General features: G+C 50.0%; 12 protein-coding genes. 5 read left to right on the forward strand and 7 right to left on the reverse strand.

Annotation, left to right across the window (positions count from 1 at the left end; all coding sequences use genetic code 11):
- Positions 1-32 precede the first annotated feature (32 nt).
- Together FJ444_RS18280 and FJ444_RS18285 are read right to left on the reverse strand one after the other, a co-directional pair.
- The gene (locus FJ444_RS18280; protein ID WP_181405223.1) at positions 33-545 is read right to left on the reverse strand and encodes an NUDIX domain-containing protein; all 513 of its coding nucleotides are present in this window, start codon (positions 543-545) and stop codon (positions 33-35) included.
- A gap of 13 nt (positions 546-558) precedes the next feature.
- A complete protein-coding gene (locus tag FJ444_RS18285; RefSeq protein WP_140960781.1) occupies positions 559-1,557 on the reverse strand; it encodes a LacI family DNA-binding transcriptional regulator in 999 nt (332 codons plus the stop codon).
- Between the two features lie 280 nt (positions 1,558-1,837).
- On the opposite strand from FJ444_RS18285, the gene FJ444_RS18290 reads away from it, so the two are divergent.
- From FJ444_RS18290 to FJ444_RS18310, 5 genes are all read left to right on the forward strand, one after another.
- Positions 1,838-4,459, forward strand: coding sequence for a TonB-dependent siderophore receptor (locus tag FJ444_RS18290; protein ID WP_140960783.1), 2,622 nt, complete (start codon positions 1,838-1,840; stop codon positions 4,457-4,459).
- Positions 4,460-4,532: 73 nt separating this feature from the next.
- The gene (locus tag FJ444_RS18295) at positions 4,533-7,880 is read left to right on the forward strand and encodes a glycosyl hydrolase (RefSeq protein ID WP_140960785.1); all 3,348 of its coding nucleotides are present in this window, start codon (positions 4,533-4,535) and stop codon (positions 7,878-7,880) included.
- A 73-nt stretch (positions 7,881-7,953) separates the two neighbouring features.
- Positions 7,954-8,616 (forward strand): glutathione S-transferase family protein, encoded by a 663-nt coding sequence (locus tag FJ444_RS18300; protein WP_181405224.1) that lies wholly within the window; start codon positions 7,954-7,956, stop codon positions 8,614-8,616.
- A gap of 189 nt (positions 8,617-8,805) precedes the next feature.
- On the forward strand, positions 8,806-9,477 hold the full coding sequence (locus FJ444_RS18305) for a hypothetical protein (protein ID WP_140960789.1): 672 nt from the start codon (positions 8,806-8,808) through the stop codon (positions 9,475-9,477).
- 106 nt (positions 9,478-9,583) lie between these two features.
- Positions 9,584-10,624 carry an FUSC family protein gene (locus FJ444_RS18310; protein WP_140960790.1) on the forward strand — a complete coding sequence of 347 codons (1,041 nt, stop codon included), beginning with the start codon at positions 9,584-9,586 and terminating at the stop codon, positions 10,622-10,624.
- Positions 10,625-10,801: 177 nt separating this feature from the next.
- On the opposite strand, the gene FJ444_RS18315 is transcribed toward FJ444_RS18310, so the two are convergent.
- The 5 genes from FJ444_RS18315 to FJ444_RS18335 form a co-directional block, all read right to left on the reverse strand.
- On the reverse strand, positions 10,802-12,283 hold the full coding sequence (locus tag FJ444_RS18315; RefSeq protein ID WP_219993922.1) for a bifunctional GNAT family N-acetyltransferase/carbon-nitrogen hydrolase family protein: 1,482 nt from the start codon (positions 12,281-12,283) through the stop codon (positions 10,802-10,804).
- Positions 12,284-12,525: 242 nt separating this feature from the next.
- Positions 12,526-14,766 (reverse strand): arginine/lysine/ornithine decarboxylase, encoded by a 2,241-nt coding sequence (locus FJ444_RS18320; protein WP_140960795.1) that lies wholly within the window; start codon positions 14,764-14,766, stop codon positions 12,526-12,528.
- 332 nt (positions 14,767-15,098) lie between these two features.
- Positions 15,099-15,575, reverse strand: a complete 477-nt coding sequence (locus tag FJ444_RS18325; protein ID WP_140960797.1) for a hypothetical protein — start codon at positions 15,573-15,575, stop codon at positions 15,099-15,101.
- Positions 15,576-15,695: 120 nt separating this feature from the next.
- A complete protein-coding gene (locus FJ444_RS18330; RefSeq protein WP_140960799.1) occupies positions 15,696-16,592 on the reverse strand; it encodes an alpha/beta hydrolase in 897 nt (298 codons plus the stop codon).
- 4 nt (positions 16,593-16,596) lie between these two features.
- On the reverse strand, positions 16,597-17,421 hold the full coding sequence (locus FJ444_RS18335; protein WP_140960801.1) for a fumarylacetoacetate hydrolase family protein: 825 nt from the start codon (positions 17,419-17,421) through the stop codon (positions 16,597-16,599).
- Positions 17,422-17,434 lie beyond the last annotated feature (13 nt).

The raw sequence follows: 17,434 nt of genomic DNA on the forward strand, positions 1-17,434 counted from the left end.
ACTGAGCCGATTGGTATGGTTAATTGGTATGGTTAAGTGGATTGCTGTTTGGCAATCCACCCACCTACCAGATTGCGAATAGACGGGAACGCAATATCCTCCAACCGGATATCGGCAGGTAACGCCCATATCAATTCACTGATTTCATCTTCGGCTACGGTTATGTCCGGCTGTTGGCTAAGCGTAGCCTCAAACGCACAATCACAGGTTTTATAGGTAATTCCGTTGTACTGGTAGGTGTTAGGGCGCGAACACACATAGCGCCAGTGGCTAATATCCAGCGCTAATTCTTCCTGTAATTCGCGGCTTAGCGCTTCTTCGAGGGATTCATTGTGATCCACAAAGCCGCCGGGTAAATCCAGCATGTCTTTACCCGGGTTACGCGCTCTGCGGGTGAGTAGCAGCTTGCCTTGCCACTGAACCAGCGCGGCAACCGCAGTAGCGGTATTGTGAAAGTACTCAAAATGACAGGACTCACACACAAAACGATGTCCGTTGGCAGAGCTGATAGTGGTGGCGGCGCAGTGGGGGCAGTGGGTAAACACAGCAGACTCCGGGTTAACTAAGATTTACAGGGCCTACGCTGTCGCGAATGATGAATTCGTAGGGCAATACATGTTCGCGGATCGCGGGTGGGTGTCCGTTTATTTGATCAATCAGTAAGCTGGCAGCACGTTCGCCCATTTTTTCTGCTGGCTGCGCAATGGTGGTTAACGTAGGCGTTACGTAACGCGCCACTTCCATATCGTCAAAGCCGATTACCGACATGTCTTCGGGTACCCGTAAGCCACGATCGGCAAAACCTTTAATGGCGGCAATGGCCATTTCATCGCTCATACAGAATACCGCAGTAGGGCGGTTGGGCAATTGGCAAAACTGCTCGGCAGCACTGATCCCCGACCAAAAGTTAAAATCGCCTTCAATCACCAACGTCGGGTCAAATTCAATACCCGCTGCCTGTAATGCCCGGCAATATCCCTTTTGGCGATCAGCAGTATGCGGGTTGTCTTTTAAGCCGGTTACCAGGCCAATGCGCCGGTGACCCAGTTTTACCAGGTACGACACGGCTTTTTCGGCAGCGGCCGCATTGTCTATGCGTACACTTACACCAGGGGTGTTTTCACAGCTGCTGGCCGTTACCGACAATACGCCATCTCTCGCTAACAGCGGTTCGCAGGAGCGGCTGGGACGCAGGTTGATTACGCCGTCAGCAAGGCGGGTTTCTACCATGCGAACAAACGCTTCTTCGCGTTCAAAGGTGTCTTTAGTATCACCCAACAGCACATTAAATCCGGCCTGTTGAGCGACGTTTTCAATGCCACTGATGAGTTGGGCAAAAAACAGATTAGCGATGTCGGGTACCATAACCACAATGGTATTTGCACGACTGCTGCGAAAACGCCGGGCAAGTAAGTTGGGTTTATACTTGAGCTTTTTGATGGCCGCTTCTATTTTCAGACGGTTTTTGGCTGACACTTTTTCTGGCGTACTCAGCGCCTTGGATACGGTACCCGTAGAAAGGCCCGCTTCTTTTGCGACGTCTCTGATAGTAGCCATGCTGTCCTCTTAAACTGGTAACGGATACAAGGTAAACCAATTGCTCCGGCGAGTCACTCTTTGCACTCCACTTCTAAAAAGCCAATCGTATGACGACTATTTTTCAAACTTATCTCCCAACTTCAATCAAACTCGCTCTTTTAAAATCAGCGCTTGCAGGCGATGTATAAATCAAAACTATGGAAATGCGAAAATTTAATATTTTACTTTTGTTGATGAAATGTAAATTCTTAGTGCGGTAAGTGTGAACCAAAAGCTTGCCGTACTGAAGGACACTATAATGAAACCAAAGCACATACCCTTGAAAAAACTGGCCCTGGCGGTTTGTACCGGCCTTGGCTATTTAGCATCGTCTGCTGCCATTGCTCAGGAAGCACAACAAACCGAGCAGGAAGTAGAAGTTATCTCTGTAACCGGTACCCTGATTGAAGGGGTGAATCCGGTTGGTTCAAACGTGATTGGTCTGAACCAGGAAAAAATTATTGAGCAGGGCGTTACATCTGCTACTGACGTGCTGCGTCGTATTCCACAAATGGATGCGTTTAACGAAGTACCTGAAAACACACTGAGTTCATCTATTCCGTTTGAGCCACCGCAAATTCGCGGTATTGGTGGCTTAAGTGGTATGGCAACACTGGTATTATTAAACGGTAACCGTTTAGTACCGGTGGGTCCGCTCAACTGGGTTGACTCGTCGATGATCCCTGCCAGCTTACTTGAGCGTGTGGAAGTTATTCCGGATGGTGGCTCGTCGATTTATGGTTCTGATGCGGTTGCCGGCGTAATCAACTTTATTCCTAAGAAAGACATGGAAGGCGGTGAGATCAGCGTACAGTACGGCATGGGTCACGGCGATTACGACCGCATTGATGTGTCGGGCGGCTTTGGTCACAGCTGGGACAGCGGAAACCTGGTAGCGGCGTTTTCTTATGGCGACCGCAGTGCCATGTTTGGTAAGGACCTCAGCTACATCAAAGAAGATTTAACCGCTCAGGGCGGCGCAGATTATCGCGCAACCGGCTGTAACCCAGGCAACATTCTGCTGAACAATACCTTGTACGGCTTACCGGGTGTGGATGCTGCCAATCCAAACTATTGCTCAAGCTACGATAATCAGTCGTATTATCCGGAAGAAGAGCGTTACTCGTTGTTCACTAACCTGAATCAGGAACTGGCGAAAGGGTTAACCCTGGACGTGCTGGCTTACTATTCTCGTCGTGATGCTGTGGACTATGACCCGGCTGACATTCGTACCTCTGCTACCATTACCTCAGACAACCCCTATTTTGTGGCTGTGGGTGATGAAACCTCTAACACCGTTGCATTCAGCTACGAAGACGTGTGGGGCAAAGCGGGTAAAAATCCTTCTGTGTATGAACAGTGGCAGGTAACACCCACCCTGACGTATCAGTTAACCGATAGCTGGAAGTTAAAAGGTACGCTGAACTACGGTAAGAGTGAATCAACTTACAACGATTATCAGATTAACTCTGAAGCACAGGCTGCGGCACTGGCTGCCACAACCACTGGTCAGGCGCTTAATCCATACGATGTAAGTCAAACCAGTGCATCGGTACTGGCGTCTATTGCCGACTGGCAGGAATACACGCTGTCTAAGCAGGATCTGGCGGAAGTAAAACTGATTGCTAACGGTGAACTGTTCGACATTACCGGCGGCACAATGCGTGCTGCGGTAGGTACCGAATACCGTGAAGAGTCGTTCTATCAGGTTGTAGATACCGGTATGACAGGCAACCCGTCAACCTCATCGGTTCGCGATATCGACCGCAGTGTGAAGTCAGTGTTCGGTGAATTGTATATTCCGTTGGTGGGCGACAACAACACCCTGCCACTGGTGCAGCATTTGGATGTGTCGCTATCGGCACGTCATGACCGTTACAACGATGTGGGTTCATCTACCAACCCGAAAGTAGCGGTAACCTGGAACCCAAGCGAAGATGTTACCGTACGCGGGACCTGGGGAACTTCGTTCCATGCACCGGCACTGGCTGACTTAGCGGCACCATTGCAATATGAACTGTTCTTACCGTTCAGCCCGTTCCGTGCGTCAGACAGCCCATTTGTACCGGACTTCTTTAAGCCAACTTTCCTGGTTAGCGGCGCGTCTGAAGGCATCAAACCTGAAAACGCAGAGACCATGTCTTTGGGTACCGACTGGTATGCTACCGACGAATTAAGAGTGTCGTTAACTTACTGGAGCGTGAAGTACGAAGATCGTTTGGATCAAAACGCTGGCTTCTTCTTCGGCCCGTCGTATTACGACGAAGAAGTGAACCAGGATTATTTTATTCTGGGTCCAACATCGGCTGAAGAAGTCATTGCGAAATTTGATGATTTACCCGTGGCGGGCTTCGATAGTCTGGAAACCATGTTTGCCATCTTCGGCACACCGTATGTGGTATCTGACCAGCGTAAAGCTAACATGGGTGCTTATGAGGTTGACGGTCTGGATTACTCTATCCAGTACTTTACCGACGTAGCACTGGGTGAGTTGGATGTAAATTTAAGTGGTACTTACATTCTGAACCGCGATAAGGAAAACGTAAAAGGCGCAGGCTTCAACGACACCCTTAAACAAGGTGACTTCAACAGCCCGATTTCCGCCTTTAACAGTGTAGCAACGGTGGGATTACGCAATGGTGACTGGTATGTATCAGGTACCTTGTTCTATCGCGGCGGTGCAGACGTGGGTGACGAATCAATCGATTCATTTACCACGCTGTCGCTGTTCACCAGTTATGATATTAATGAAGATACCCAGGTGTCATTCAACATTGATAACGCGCTGGATCAGGACCCGCCATTCCGTTTAATTGACGAAGGTGTGGCCTATAAGAGTATGGGCCGCTTTATGTCGGTTAGCTTAAGAACTAAGTTCTAAGCGCCTTGCACTTACAAAGGCTGGCCAGGTGGCTGGCCTTTTTGTTTTTCTTTTTCAATGTAAAGGATGCTGTATGCGATTTTCTCTTTTGCCGGTAAGCCGGGCTATTCGCACACTGCTGGTGGGCAGTGCTATGACGTCATTGTCTGTGGTAGCGGGCTCAATGAGCGACGCTGAGTTCCAGCAGCCACCTCAATATGCCAAGCCACTTGTATGGTGGCATTGGATGAGCGGCAATGTTACCGAAGACGGTATTGCCAAAGATTTGGCCTGGATGAACCGCGTAGGCATTGGCGGTGTGCAAAACTTTGATGCGCACCTGATGACCCCCAAAATCGTGGATGCGCCAGTGCAATATATGAGCGACGACTGGCAACAAAAGTTTCAGTTCGCACTGACTCAGGCACAGCAATACGATTTTGAATTTGGTATTGCGGCGTCGCCGGGCTGGAGTGAAACCGGTGGTCCCTGGGTTGCGCCGAAAGACGGCATGAAGAAAATCAGCTGGAGTGAAACGTACGTAACGGGCGGCAGTACGAAGCCTATTAAGCTGGCCCCGCCACCACAAACCACCGGCGTATTTCAGGACTACGCCCAGGGCACAGAGATGTTCCAGGATGACAGTCACGCCAAAGTTCACGTGCCACACTATTACGAAGATATCGCTGTGTACGCGATACCGCTTTCTGCCACACCCGTAGAGATTAAAAGCGTAGCAACCAGTTACGGAGAGCCGCTGTCGCTGGCGTTAATGCAGGATGGTTCTTATACCACCGGTGCTGCCACTGTATCTGGCCCACATGAAGCGCTGACGATTACCTTCGATCTTGGTGAACTGCGCACGTTGCAAAGCGCGTCGTTCGCCATGCCGATTCCCGGTATGTTCCTGCCTGCCGCGTTTGCGCCAGTAGTACAGGCCAGTGCTGATGGTAAGCACTTTACTGACGTCGCTGACTTTGTGGTTGAAACCAGCGTACAGAAAACCGTGTCTTTCGCGCCGGTACAGGCCCGGTACATGCGTTTAGTGATGCGCGCCAACCCCAATGGCAAGTTTGAATTGCCATCGTCTTCTGCGCCGGGTGCGGCACCTCTACCGGGTTTCAAACTACCAACGGGAGAGCCTCAGGCATCACCAGTAAACCTGCTGGAAGTGGCCTTTTATGAACAGCCTCGTGTACACCGTTTTGAAGACAAAGCCGGTTTTGGCATCGTTGAGGATTACTATCCACTGTCGTATCAACACAATGGTGAAGGTGTACCTGCCAACGACATTATTGATGTAACCGACGCCTTACAAGCAGACGGTACCCTTGCCTGGACCCCGATTGAAGGTAACTGGAAAATTCTGCGGGTAGGCTATTCGCTCACCGGTAAAGAAAACCACCCCGCCACGCCGGAATCTACCGGACTGGAGGTGGATAAGTACGATCCTATTGCCGTGCGTAATTACATTGAGTATTACCTGCAGAGCTACGCCAAAGCCAGCGGCAGCAACAAGCTGGGGGAGGGCGTAAAAGCCCTGCTGAACGACAGTATTGAGGTGGGTCCCTCTAACTGGACGCCGGCTATGTTTACAGAGTTTAAACAACGCCGCGGTTATGATTTACGCCCCTGGTTACCTGCGCTCACCGGTGTGGTGGTGAACAACGCCCAGGACAGCGACAAGTTTTTGTATGACTTCCGCCTGACGCTGGCTGAAATGATTGCCGACAATCACTATGGCGTGATCAGCAAGGTACTCGATGAGTACAACATGATTCACTACTCCGAAGCGTTGGAAAGCGGCCGTCCATCATTGGGTGATGGCATGCGGATGCGTCGTACTGCCGATATTCCAATGGCCGCGATGTGGTCGTTCGATACCAACAATAAAATTGGCCCTGCGCCGCAGTATTGGTCGGATATTCGAGAAGCGGCGTCGGTTGCGCACATATACGGACAAAACAAAGTGGCCGCTGAGTCACTCACGGCTGCTGCATCGCCCTGGGCTTTCTCTCCTCGCGATCTTCAGCCTATGCTAGACATGGAGTTTGCGCTGGGTGTGAACCGACCGATCATTCATACCTCGGTGCATCAACCGCTGGACAACGGCCCGGGCCTGAGCCTGTTTATTTTTGGTCAGTACTTTAATCGGTTAGAAACCTGGGCAGAATTTGCCAAGCCTTGGGTGACCTACATCAGCCGCAACACTTACATGTTGCAACAAGGGCGCTTTTACGCAGATGTAGCGTATTTCTATGGTGAAGAAACGCCACTTACCGCACTGCACAACGACAAGCCGTCGCAAGACGTGCCGCGTGAAAACGGTTTCGATTACGTTAATGCCGATATCATTCGCGATTTACTGCGTGTAGATAACGGTCAGTTAGTAACGCCAAGCGGCCAGCGCTATAAGGTGCTGTACTTAGGCGGTACTAGTGAGTACATGAGCTTGTCGGTACTGAAGAAACTGGCTGCTCTGGTAAAAGACGGCGCGACGATAATTGGACACAAACCGTTAGCGTCTCCTTCATTGCAGGATGATCAGGCTGAATTTACTGCTCTGGCCAATGCACTGTGGTCGGGCAATAGCGGCAGAGGACGGGTAATCGAAGCGGATGACATCACCACTGGCCTCAAAAAAGCCGGTGTTAAAGCCGATTTTGCTTATAACGCCAAACGCGATGACACTGAGCTGTTCTTTGTGCACCGTCATACCGACAGCGAAGAGATTTATTTCTATACCCATCGCCAAAACCGCAACGAGCCGGTCACGCTGCGCTTTGCGGTGAGTGATAAAACGCCGTATCACTACAATGCGGTAACCGGTGAGATTACCGCTGTTGATTACAAGCAAAAGCGCGGTGTGACTGAAATCAAACGCGAGCTTGCTCCGTTTGAGTCAGGCTACATCGTATTTGCCAGCGATGAGCGGGTAAGTGCGAAAAAGCCAGTCAAAGCCCGCACGTTTGCCTCTCTGGACAACAACTGGACGGTAACCTTCCAGCCCGGACGTGGTGCACCATTGGAGCCAGTAACCATGCAGGCTGGCAACTGGGCCAATAGTAACGACGAGCGCATTAAGTATTTCTCGGGAACCGCCACTTACCAGCAAACGGTTGAACTAAAGCAGTTACCCAATGGCAAGTCGCTGGTATTGGATTTGGGTGATGTACGGGAGCTGGTGGAAGTGAGTGTTAACGGCAAGGTAGTGGATACCTTGTGGAAAGCGCCGTATCAAATTGATGTTACGGACTTTCTGACGTTAGGCAATAACACCATTGCACTGAAAGTAACCAATCTATGGGTTAACCGTCTGATTGGTGATGCTCAGCCCGACACCAAAGACACCTTCACGTTTACCACCGTGCCTACCTATGTACCGGATGCACCGCTGCGTGAATCTGGCTTGTTAGGGCCGGTTGCGATTCTGACGAAATAAGTACTACAACATGAGGGGCAATATGCCCCTCTATTTGTCCTTCCGACTTCACAGTCTAAATTCGGAGTTAACCATGCACACCGTAACCGAAGCCCTAACCGAAGCCCTAACCGAATCCGTGACCCTGTATGCCTCGCCCGGTGCTTGTTCACTGGTCACTATGATTGCTCTGGAGCATGCCAGGGTACCCTATACATTGCGCAATGTGATACTGGCCAAAGGGGAGCACAAGCGCCCGGAATATCTGGCAATCAATCCCAAAGGCAAAGTACCTGCGCTGAATCTGAACGGGCGGGTGATCACGGAAACGCCGGCCATTCTCATCGCCCTGAATAGCGCCTGGCCGCAAGTGCGACTGTTCCCTGAAAGCGTAGACAGTATTCAACGCTTCAGTGATTTAAGCTATTTAGCTTCGGGCGTACACCCACTGGTAACCCGCTATTGTCGACCCGATCTTATCGCTGGCGATGCGCTCGTGACGGAAGTGAAAGAGCGAGCTGAGACCGCACTGGCAGGGATATTCAGTCAACTGGATGCAACGCTCACTCATCAGCCCTACTGGTATGGCGATAGCTGGTCTGCCATGGATGCATACTGGTTCTGGGTCATTCGTCGGCTGACGGGAGCGGGTTTTGCGCTGAATACCTATCAGCATGTCACAATGTATTTTGAACACATGCACACACTTGACGCGGTTGAACTCGCACTCAAGCATTCCACAGTCCGTCATCCCTGAATCGCAAAGCGATGTCACAATAGCCGTCATCCCTGAATCGCGAAGCGATGTCAGGGATCTCGCTTAAAGGCGCACGAGGTTAAAATATTCCTCAACCCGCCTTGCCGGAATCGCGAAGCGATATCAGGGAGCTCATTTAACACGCAATCGTGCTATCATCGGGGTAATTCGCCATTACTTCATTTCGATATGCTCTACCACATCCTGGGCGCGCTCAGTGCCGTTCTGTTTATTCTAACCTGGCTGGGATTGTGGGCACAGATCAGGCGTATTCATCTTCACCGACAAAGCAATGCGAAGGGCACGCAAAGTTTGTCGCTAAACCAGTTTGGCTCCAGCTTTTTTGCTTTCTACGCAAATTTTATGTTTGGCATAGCCGTAGAACCATTCAATCATTATTTAGTATGGACTCGCTGTGGCGCGCTATTACTTACACTGGTTATCCTTTGGCGCATCTGGCAGGAGCGGCGTACATCAACCACATTGATAACGCTGGTTCTCGCAGGTTGTGCCCTGACCAGCGGGTTTATTTCCATGGGCTTTCGCCCTTTTCCTGCCTTTGCTCAACTCGGGACCAACGGGTTAATGCTGTTGGTGACCGCCATTTTGATTCAGGGAACATTGCATCAATGGCTGATTTTGCGTCGTTATGGCGAGATAGGTGCGCTGTCTTTCGGTTTGTTTCGAAGCATATTAATTAAAGATGTCAGTACCTTGTTATTTGGCTTAACTATGCCGCTCAATCAGAGTTGGCCGTTGCTGGTATTAAATGGCGCCAGCGTGATTATGCGCGGCAGTGTGTTGTTGCAGATGGAGCTGATAAAGCGTAAGAACGCCTCGACCCTGAGGGCTCGTGGATAGTGTTCACCTTGCTGCACGCTAATTAACTCAAAGCACCCCGGGTATGCAGCGGGAATGAATATAACGGTGACTGAATGTCGTTATTACCTGGTACGGAGAATTCACAGTGGCTCGTATAGCTAAACAAGTACAAAGCGGGTTTATGCATGGCATTAAGTCACTTTTTGCCATTCAATCCGTTCCACGCCCACTCTCACTGATCGTCATTTGCTCCTTCTTCATGGCTATGCCACTTATGGCTGGTGTGCTTGCTGGCTACCCTGAGGTTGGGCTGACGACTTGTGTTGGTTCATTATTGGGGCTATATGGGGCGTCTTTTACGCCTGGTTATCGGGCCAGCGCACTTCTAAAAATGCTGCTGCCATTTGCAGGTGCTTATATTCTGGGCCTGGTTACTCAGCAAAACTTAGCGGCATCAGCCTTTTTCCTTGGGTTGGTTGCTGTCATTGCCATCTACCTTGCTCTGTACAAAAGAATGCGTCCTCCTGCGGGGTTCTTTTTTATTATGGTGTGCTGCCTTAGCAAAACTCACCCTGTTGCACTGAGTGATATTCCCGTTATCGCCGGTGCATTTCTGGCGGGCAGCCTAATGGTAACGGTTGCGGTTTACTTGCACGACCTGATAACCGTAAAGGACAAACCGCAAATAGAAGCAGGTCCTTCACAACCGTTTTGGCAGCTTGCAATAGCCGTGAAAGCGCTGGTCGTTGGGGGAACCGTGGGGGGAAGTTATTATTTTGCCAGTGTGGGTGGCATTGATAATCCCTACTGGGTGTCCATTACCGTTGCTGCCATATTACAGGGGCAGCGAATGACTGATTTCTGGCAGCGGTCATTGCACCGCGCGACGGGCACTGCACTGGGGATGTTGCTGGCAACGGGCATTTTTGCCTTTTCTCCTTCGCCATTAGTGCTGATTATTTTGCTGTTTGTGCTCGCGTTCACCATTGAAATGCTGATCGCTAAAAATTATGCGCTAGCCTGTATTTTTATCACGCCCTTAACCGTTATCCTTGCTCATACCGCTTCCATCGAGTCTGGTGCAGATATGTTGATACTGGCCCGCATGATTGATGTGTTAATAGGGGCGGGGTTTGCTCTCGTGGCAGGAGGGGTATTAAAGGCGTTACCGGTAGAGTATCGCTGACTAGTAAGCCAACCAATGCATCACATTAAGCAGAAACGGTGCATTCTGTGCTCCGCCGCATTAGATTAAACTCCTTGTCGGGCGTCGCCTTTTCTGTGTTGTGCTAGAGGCTTGCCGTAACCTCAAATGCATAAAGCGGTGCCTGCAATTCCTGTAATTGCAGCACCGCCTCTAAACTTATAAATCTTTAACCAGTTTCAACTGATACAAATCGTGGCGACGGTCGCGCATGGTATGCACTGCGCCATGGTTATGCAGTTGTTTTAGCAGGTCTAAATTTACGTCCACAATTAAGGTCATTTCTGAATTGGGGGTGGCTTCGGCTTTTATGCCCGTTGTGGGGAACGAAAAGTCTGACGGCGTGAATAAAGCCGACTGGGCATATTGAATGTCCATGTGATTCACTCTTGCCAGATTACCAACAGCGCCGGCAATGGCCACATAACACTCATTTTCGATTGCGCGTGCCATAGCGCAATGACGAACGCGGGTATAGCCGTTTTGCGTGTCGGTTAAGAAGGGAACAAACAATATATTCATGCCCTGATCAGCGAGTAAGCGGCTGTATTCAGGGAATTCAACATCATAGCAAATCACTATGCCTATTTTGCCGCAATCCGTATCGAACACCCGAATATCGTTACCGCCCGACATCGCCCAGTTGCGCACTTCAGAAGGCGTGGGGTGGATCTTATCATAGCGCTCACAACTGCCGTCCCGACGGCAAAGATACCCGGAGTTATACAGTTTGTTGTTATCAATTAGCGGCATGCTGCCGGTGATGATATTGATGTTGTAGGTAATGGCAAACTCAATAAATTTATCGCGGATGGCATCTGAGTGTTTAGCCAGTTGTCGAATCGATTCGGTAAAGTTAAGGTGATTAAACTCTGCCATCAGTGGCGCCTGGAAAAGCTCCGGGAACAAAATGAAATCGCTTTTGTAATCAGACACTGCGTCTACATAGAATTCCATTTGTTCGAACAACTCTTCAATGGTATCCATGGGGCGCATTTTCCACTGCACTAATCCCAACCGCACTTCTGAGCGTTCCGCATTTATCAGCTTTACCGATTTGGTGTAAAAAATATTCGCCCACTCAATTAGTGTGGCGTATTCCAACGACTCAGTATCGTCTGTGAGATACCCTTTGAGCAGTTTGCGCACGTGAAAATCGTTGGCGAGCTGAAAGCTCAGTACCGGGTCGTAAAACTCTTTTGCTTTCACCTTTTCGATGTATTGTTTGGCAGACATCTTGTCTGAATACTGAACGTATCCAGGCATACGTCCACCCGCTATGATTGAACGCAGGTTCAGGTTCTCACACAGTTCTTTACGGGCATCGTAAAGTCGTCTGGCTAAGCGTAAACCACGGTACTCCGGATGAATAAACACTTCGATTCCATACAGCACATCGCCTTTGGGATCATGCGTGGTGAACCGGTAGTCTGCTGTAATGTCATCATAGCTGTGATCATCGCCAAATTTTTGGTAATCAATAATCAGTGATAGCGCGCAGCCCACGACTTTTCCGTCTACACAAACACAGATTTGTCCTTCCGGAAATTTGGTTAATAACGTTGTGAGGATCTTGTCGTTCCAGGCAGCAAGGGTAGAGTTTACGTACACCTCTTTACAGGCTTCCCTCAGCTCAGTCATGTCTTTAAACGTTAAATGGCGCACTTCTACATGATTAGCATCCACAATGGCCTCCGGTTTATGAAATAGGTAAAGTTAGCCTTCTTATACAGCCTGAAGCTTACAGCATTAAAGTCAAGCATAACCGCTTGTTAGTCTCTCGCTTTACATCCAGTAACCCAAAAAAAAGCTGCTAACCGTTAACCGGCAGCAGCTTTAGTAGAGTTTAGACGTAGTGGGGTTTTGCCCCCAAACAAACGGCGTTATTCGCGTACGCAGTCAATGCTGTAATGGGTTTTGCCGTCTTTTACTTCTTTTACCAGGCCATGAATATAGGTCTCGAAGCCTGGGAATCTTTCATTAAAGTGGCTGGCAAAACGCAGGTATTCCACGCAGGTTTTATTGAAGCGTTCACCCGGTATCAATAGCGGAATGCCCGGTGGGTAAGGCGTTACCAGCATGGCGGTAATACGGCCTTCCAGCTCTTCAATAGGTACCCGGTCAACTTCCCGGTGCGCCATTTTCGACCACGCATCGCCTGGGCGCATAGCCGGAGTAAGGTCGCTCATATACATGTCGGTAGTGAGTCGGGCAATGTTGTACTGAGCGTACATCTGGTGGATTTGATGACACAAATCCCGCAGTCCCATACCTTCATAACGGCGGTTGTTTTCTAAAAACTCCGGCATACAACGCCACAATTGCATGTTGGTGTCGTAACAATCCTTAAACTGCTGTAATTCGGTTACCAGGGTGTTCCAGCGGCCTTTGGTGATACCAATGGTAAACATGATAAAGAACGAATACAGACCGGTTTTTTCTACCACAATACCGTGTTCACTCAGGTACTTGGTTAAGATACAGGCCGGTATGCCTACTTCGGCAAACTGTCCGTCAACGTCGAGCCCCGGCGTTAAAATAGTGGCTTTGATTGGATCCAGCATATTAAAACCATCAGCCAGATTACCAAAGCCGTGCCAGCGTTCATTTGCACGTAATGTCCAGTCTTCATAAGGACCCATGCCTTCTTCGGCCAACTCATCGGGGCCCCACACTTTAAACCACCAGTCTTCACCCCAGGCTTCATCTACGTTGCGCATTGCACGTCTGAATTCCATCGCTTCGGCAATAGATTCCTGAACTAACGCAGTTCCACCTGGTGGCTCCATCATGGCGGCGGCCACATCACACGAGGCAATAATCGAGTACTGCGGCGATGTTGATGTGTGCATCAGATAGGCTTCGTTGAATAATTCTTTATCCAGAGAATAGTTCTCGGCATCCTGCACCAGAATTTGTGATGCTTGTGAGATGCCCGCCAGTAACTTGTGAGTACTTTGGGTAGAAAATACCAGCGATTCTTTACAGCGCTGTCTGTCCTGTCCCATGGCATGAAAATCGCCGTAGAAATCGTGGAATGATGCATGGGGTAACCAGGCTTCATCGAACAGCAGTCCGTCTATCTTGCCGTCCAGTTCCTGCTTGATTTCCTCTACGTTGTACATCACGCCGTCGTAGGTGCTCTGTGTAATAGTTAGCAGGCGTGGCTTGGCGTTTTTATCGGTAATAAAGGGGTTGGCAGCAATTTTCTTCTGGATGTTTTCCCAATCAAATTCACTGCGCGGAATGGGGCCAATAATGCCGTAGTTGTTGCGGGTTGGCATTAAAAATACCGGGATAGCTCCCGTCATAATAATGGAGTGCAACACTGATTTATGGCAGTTGCGGTCAACAATAACCACATCGCCAGGCACCACGGTGGAGTTCCACACAATCTTGTTCGACGTAGAGGTACCGTTGGTGACGAAAAATAAGTGGTCTGCGTGAAATATTCGCGCAGCATTGGCTTCACTCTCTGCTACCGGTCCGGTGTGGTCGAGCAACTGGCCTAATTCTTCTACCGAGCTGCACACATCGGCTCGTAGCATGTTCTCACCAAAAAACTGATGGAACATATGCCCAACCGGGCTTTTCAGGAAAGCTACGCCGCCAGAGTGTCCGGGGCAGTGCCAGGAATACGAACCATCGGCTGCGTAGTCTACCAGCGCGCGGAAGAAGGGGGGCGGCAGTGCGCGAATATACGCTTTGGCTTCTCTCACTACGTAGCGGGCAATAAACTCTGGCGTGTCTTCAAACATGTGAATAAAGCCATGCAATTCACGCAGTATGTCGTTGGGAATATGGCTGGACGTACGGGTCTCGCCATACAGAAATATGGGTATGTACTGGTTTCGGTGGCGCAATTCCCCAACAAAGGCACGTAGCTGCGCCAGCGTGTCCTCCGCCCGGTCATCACTGAACTCCTCGTCATCAATACTTAAAATGAAGCAGGATGCCCGACTTTGTTGCTGAACAAACGACGTGAGGTCGCCGTAACTGGTTACCCCCAGTACTTCCATTCCTTCGTCTTCAATGGGTTGTACCAATGAACGGATACCAAGACCTGAGGTGTTTTCTGACCGAAAATCTTCATCAATGATGATGATGGGAAATTTAAAACGCATTACGAATCCCGTTTTAGTGTGATTAAGCAGGGGTGCCTGAATGTAAACTTCCACGCATGCCCTGATATGACGTAAAGGAAGCTATAGCCAACCTTATGTATAGGAAGTATATACCACTTTGCCAATACTTTTTTTACAGTACCATCTTGCCCGGCGATATTCATCCATCGATTGTTGGAAGGGTAAAATAATGCGATATAGGTAAGCGAGGGAGCGTGCATATCTGCTTACCACTTCCACGCAAATTGGCATGAGTAAGCGTTGTAGCAAAACTTTCAGGTGTGGGAGTATTACCCGTAAGGCTAACAGGGGCATGGTTAGCCCCTTTCTAATCAGGCAGCGTAATCGCGCAAAGCAAACTGCAGGGCAATGTACGACACCATGCCGCCGAGCAGGCCGCCCCATACCGTTTTCAGGATAAGTGCCTGAGTAAACGACACACTGCCAATGGCTGCCGACAACAGAACAAACAGCAGCAATGACACTACACCACTGGCCAAGGCAAATAAGAGTGCCCGTACAAAAGGATGGGTGGGTAATTTCGAGGCTGATTGCGCGCTGCTGTCAACGCTTACCTGGCCGCCTTTTATGCGTTTACGGGTTAAAAACGACGGAAAAAATGCCCCCATCAGGCCAATGGCGAGCCCCTGAGGTACTGAGTCGATCAACAAACCGCCTTCGCCGGTCATGCCGATATGCGATTGACCAGAGAATATCAAAAACACAAATAGCACACTGAATATAGCGTTGATCACGGCACCGATGAGCGTTTCGGTGCGCACATAGCGTTGTAGGGTAGGTGAGTTCATAGCTTGCTCCATGTAATTATGTTGTTAACAGTAAGCGAGCAGATAGCACAGCAACACCGGAATTTATGCATACCTGCTATAACGATTTTCGATAGCCATTAGACTATGAACAACGCAGTGTTAGCGGTGAGCGTTAAGAATATCGTGGATGAAGCCAACGATTTCATCAGCCAGGCGAGTGTCACTGGTGCCGAGGTGTCCAGCAATCGAATAATGGTTGTGACCAGACAACACTAATACGCGATCTAGGCGCTGATTATGGATGAATCGCTGTTCAACCAGACCCAGCCACTCCTGTTGGAAGCGCGAAGGGTCATATTCGCTGCAAGCTATAAATAGCGGTAGTGGGCACTTACTTATTGTTGGCATTGCCATACGCGTTTCGTAAAGCGCGTGGTCGCCATAGTAGATCGTGTCGCGGTCATCCAGTGGGGTGGCACCGTACAAGCCAGAGAGGAACAGCAAGCCTTTCACTGTATCCTGTGCTTGGTATTGCTGATGGTAAGTGGCAACGTGATTGGCTCCGGCCGACGTACCCATTAGAAATATTGCATCCGGGTTTCCGCCGTAGTCAGCAATGTGCTGCTTCAGCCATGTCACTGCAGCAGCCAAGTCATCAGCGCCAGCGGGCCAGGTATGCTCAGGCGCAAGACGGTAGTTAATCACTACGCCCAGCATGTCATATTCGGCTGCCATGCGGCCAACGCAGGCATTATACCAGCGGGTGGTATCGCCTTTGTCGCCTTTCAGAAAGCCACCGCCATGCACAAATACCAGCACCGGGCGCGACGAGGTTTTACGCGCGGCTAGGTCGTTGTGCAAAGCAGTTGGGCCATAAATGTCCAGTCTGTGTCGAGGGTGTTCGCCGTAGACAACATCGGTAGCGAGCGCCGGTTGGCGTGCAACCAACGCGGTTTGCTCTTCTGCAAATACGGCTAGCATGCCTTCCATCATGGCGGGCCCCATTTCGGTGCCAAGGGCCGCTATGCCATTACGCGCTGACGCAGACTGTTTCATGGTGTTACTCCGCTACAATAGTGTTGCTAAGCGTGCCCATTGGGCCAATCTCTACGGTTACCGTGTCACCGGGTTTCATCCACAGCGGCGGTGTGCGTTTCGCACCTACACCACCGGGCGTACCACTGGCAATCACATCGCCGGGCTTAAGCGGGGTAAAGCTGGAGATATAGGCGATAACCGTTGCGATGGGGAAAATCATATCACCAATAGGCTGCTGCTGAACGACTTGATCGTTTAGCTTAGTGGTGACATTCACCTCAGACAGATCACCCGCTTCGTCAGGTGTGATCATATACGGGCCGAATGGGCCGGTAGTTGGGAAGTTTTTACCCGGTGTAAACTGGCGGCTGTGCCATTGCCAGTCGCGTACAGAAGCATCGTTAAAACAAGCGTATCCAGCTACATGTGACATGGCGTCGGCTTCGCTGATATAGCGCCCACCCTTGCCAATGATAACCGCCAGCTCGCCTTCGTAATCCAAATCGGTAGACACTTTTGGCATAACGATAGGCTGATTATGTGCGCCTAGGGAGTCGGCAAAGCGCACGAAAATAGACGGATATTCCGTTGCCGCGCGACCGGTTTCCTGACGGTGGGTTTCGTAGTTGTGACCTACGCAAAATACCTTGCCTGGATTGGGAATAACCGGTGCCAGGGTAACGCTTTCAAGTGCAAGCTGTTCGTCGCTGCTCAGCGTAGCCAGGGTACCGGCATCCAATGCCGCTTTTAAGTCAGCAGCCTGACTGGTTAACACTTCAATGCTGTCACCGTGCAAACGGCCAAATCCGGCGCTGCCATCACTAAGGGTAAAACTAACGTATTTCATATTGATTGCTCAC

The organism is Aestuariibacter sp. GS-14 (assembly GCF_006494365.1).
Classification (GTDB): Bacteria; Pseudomonadota; Gammaproteobacteria; order Enterobacterales; family Alteromonadaceae; genus Alteromonas; species Alteromonas mangrovi.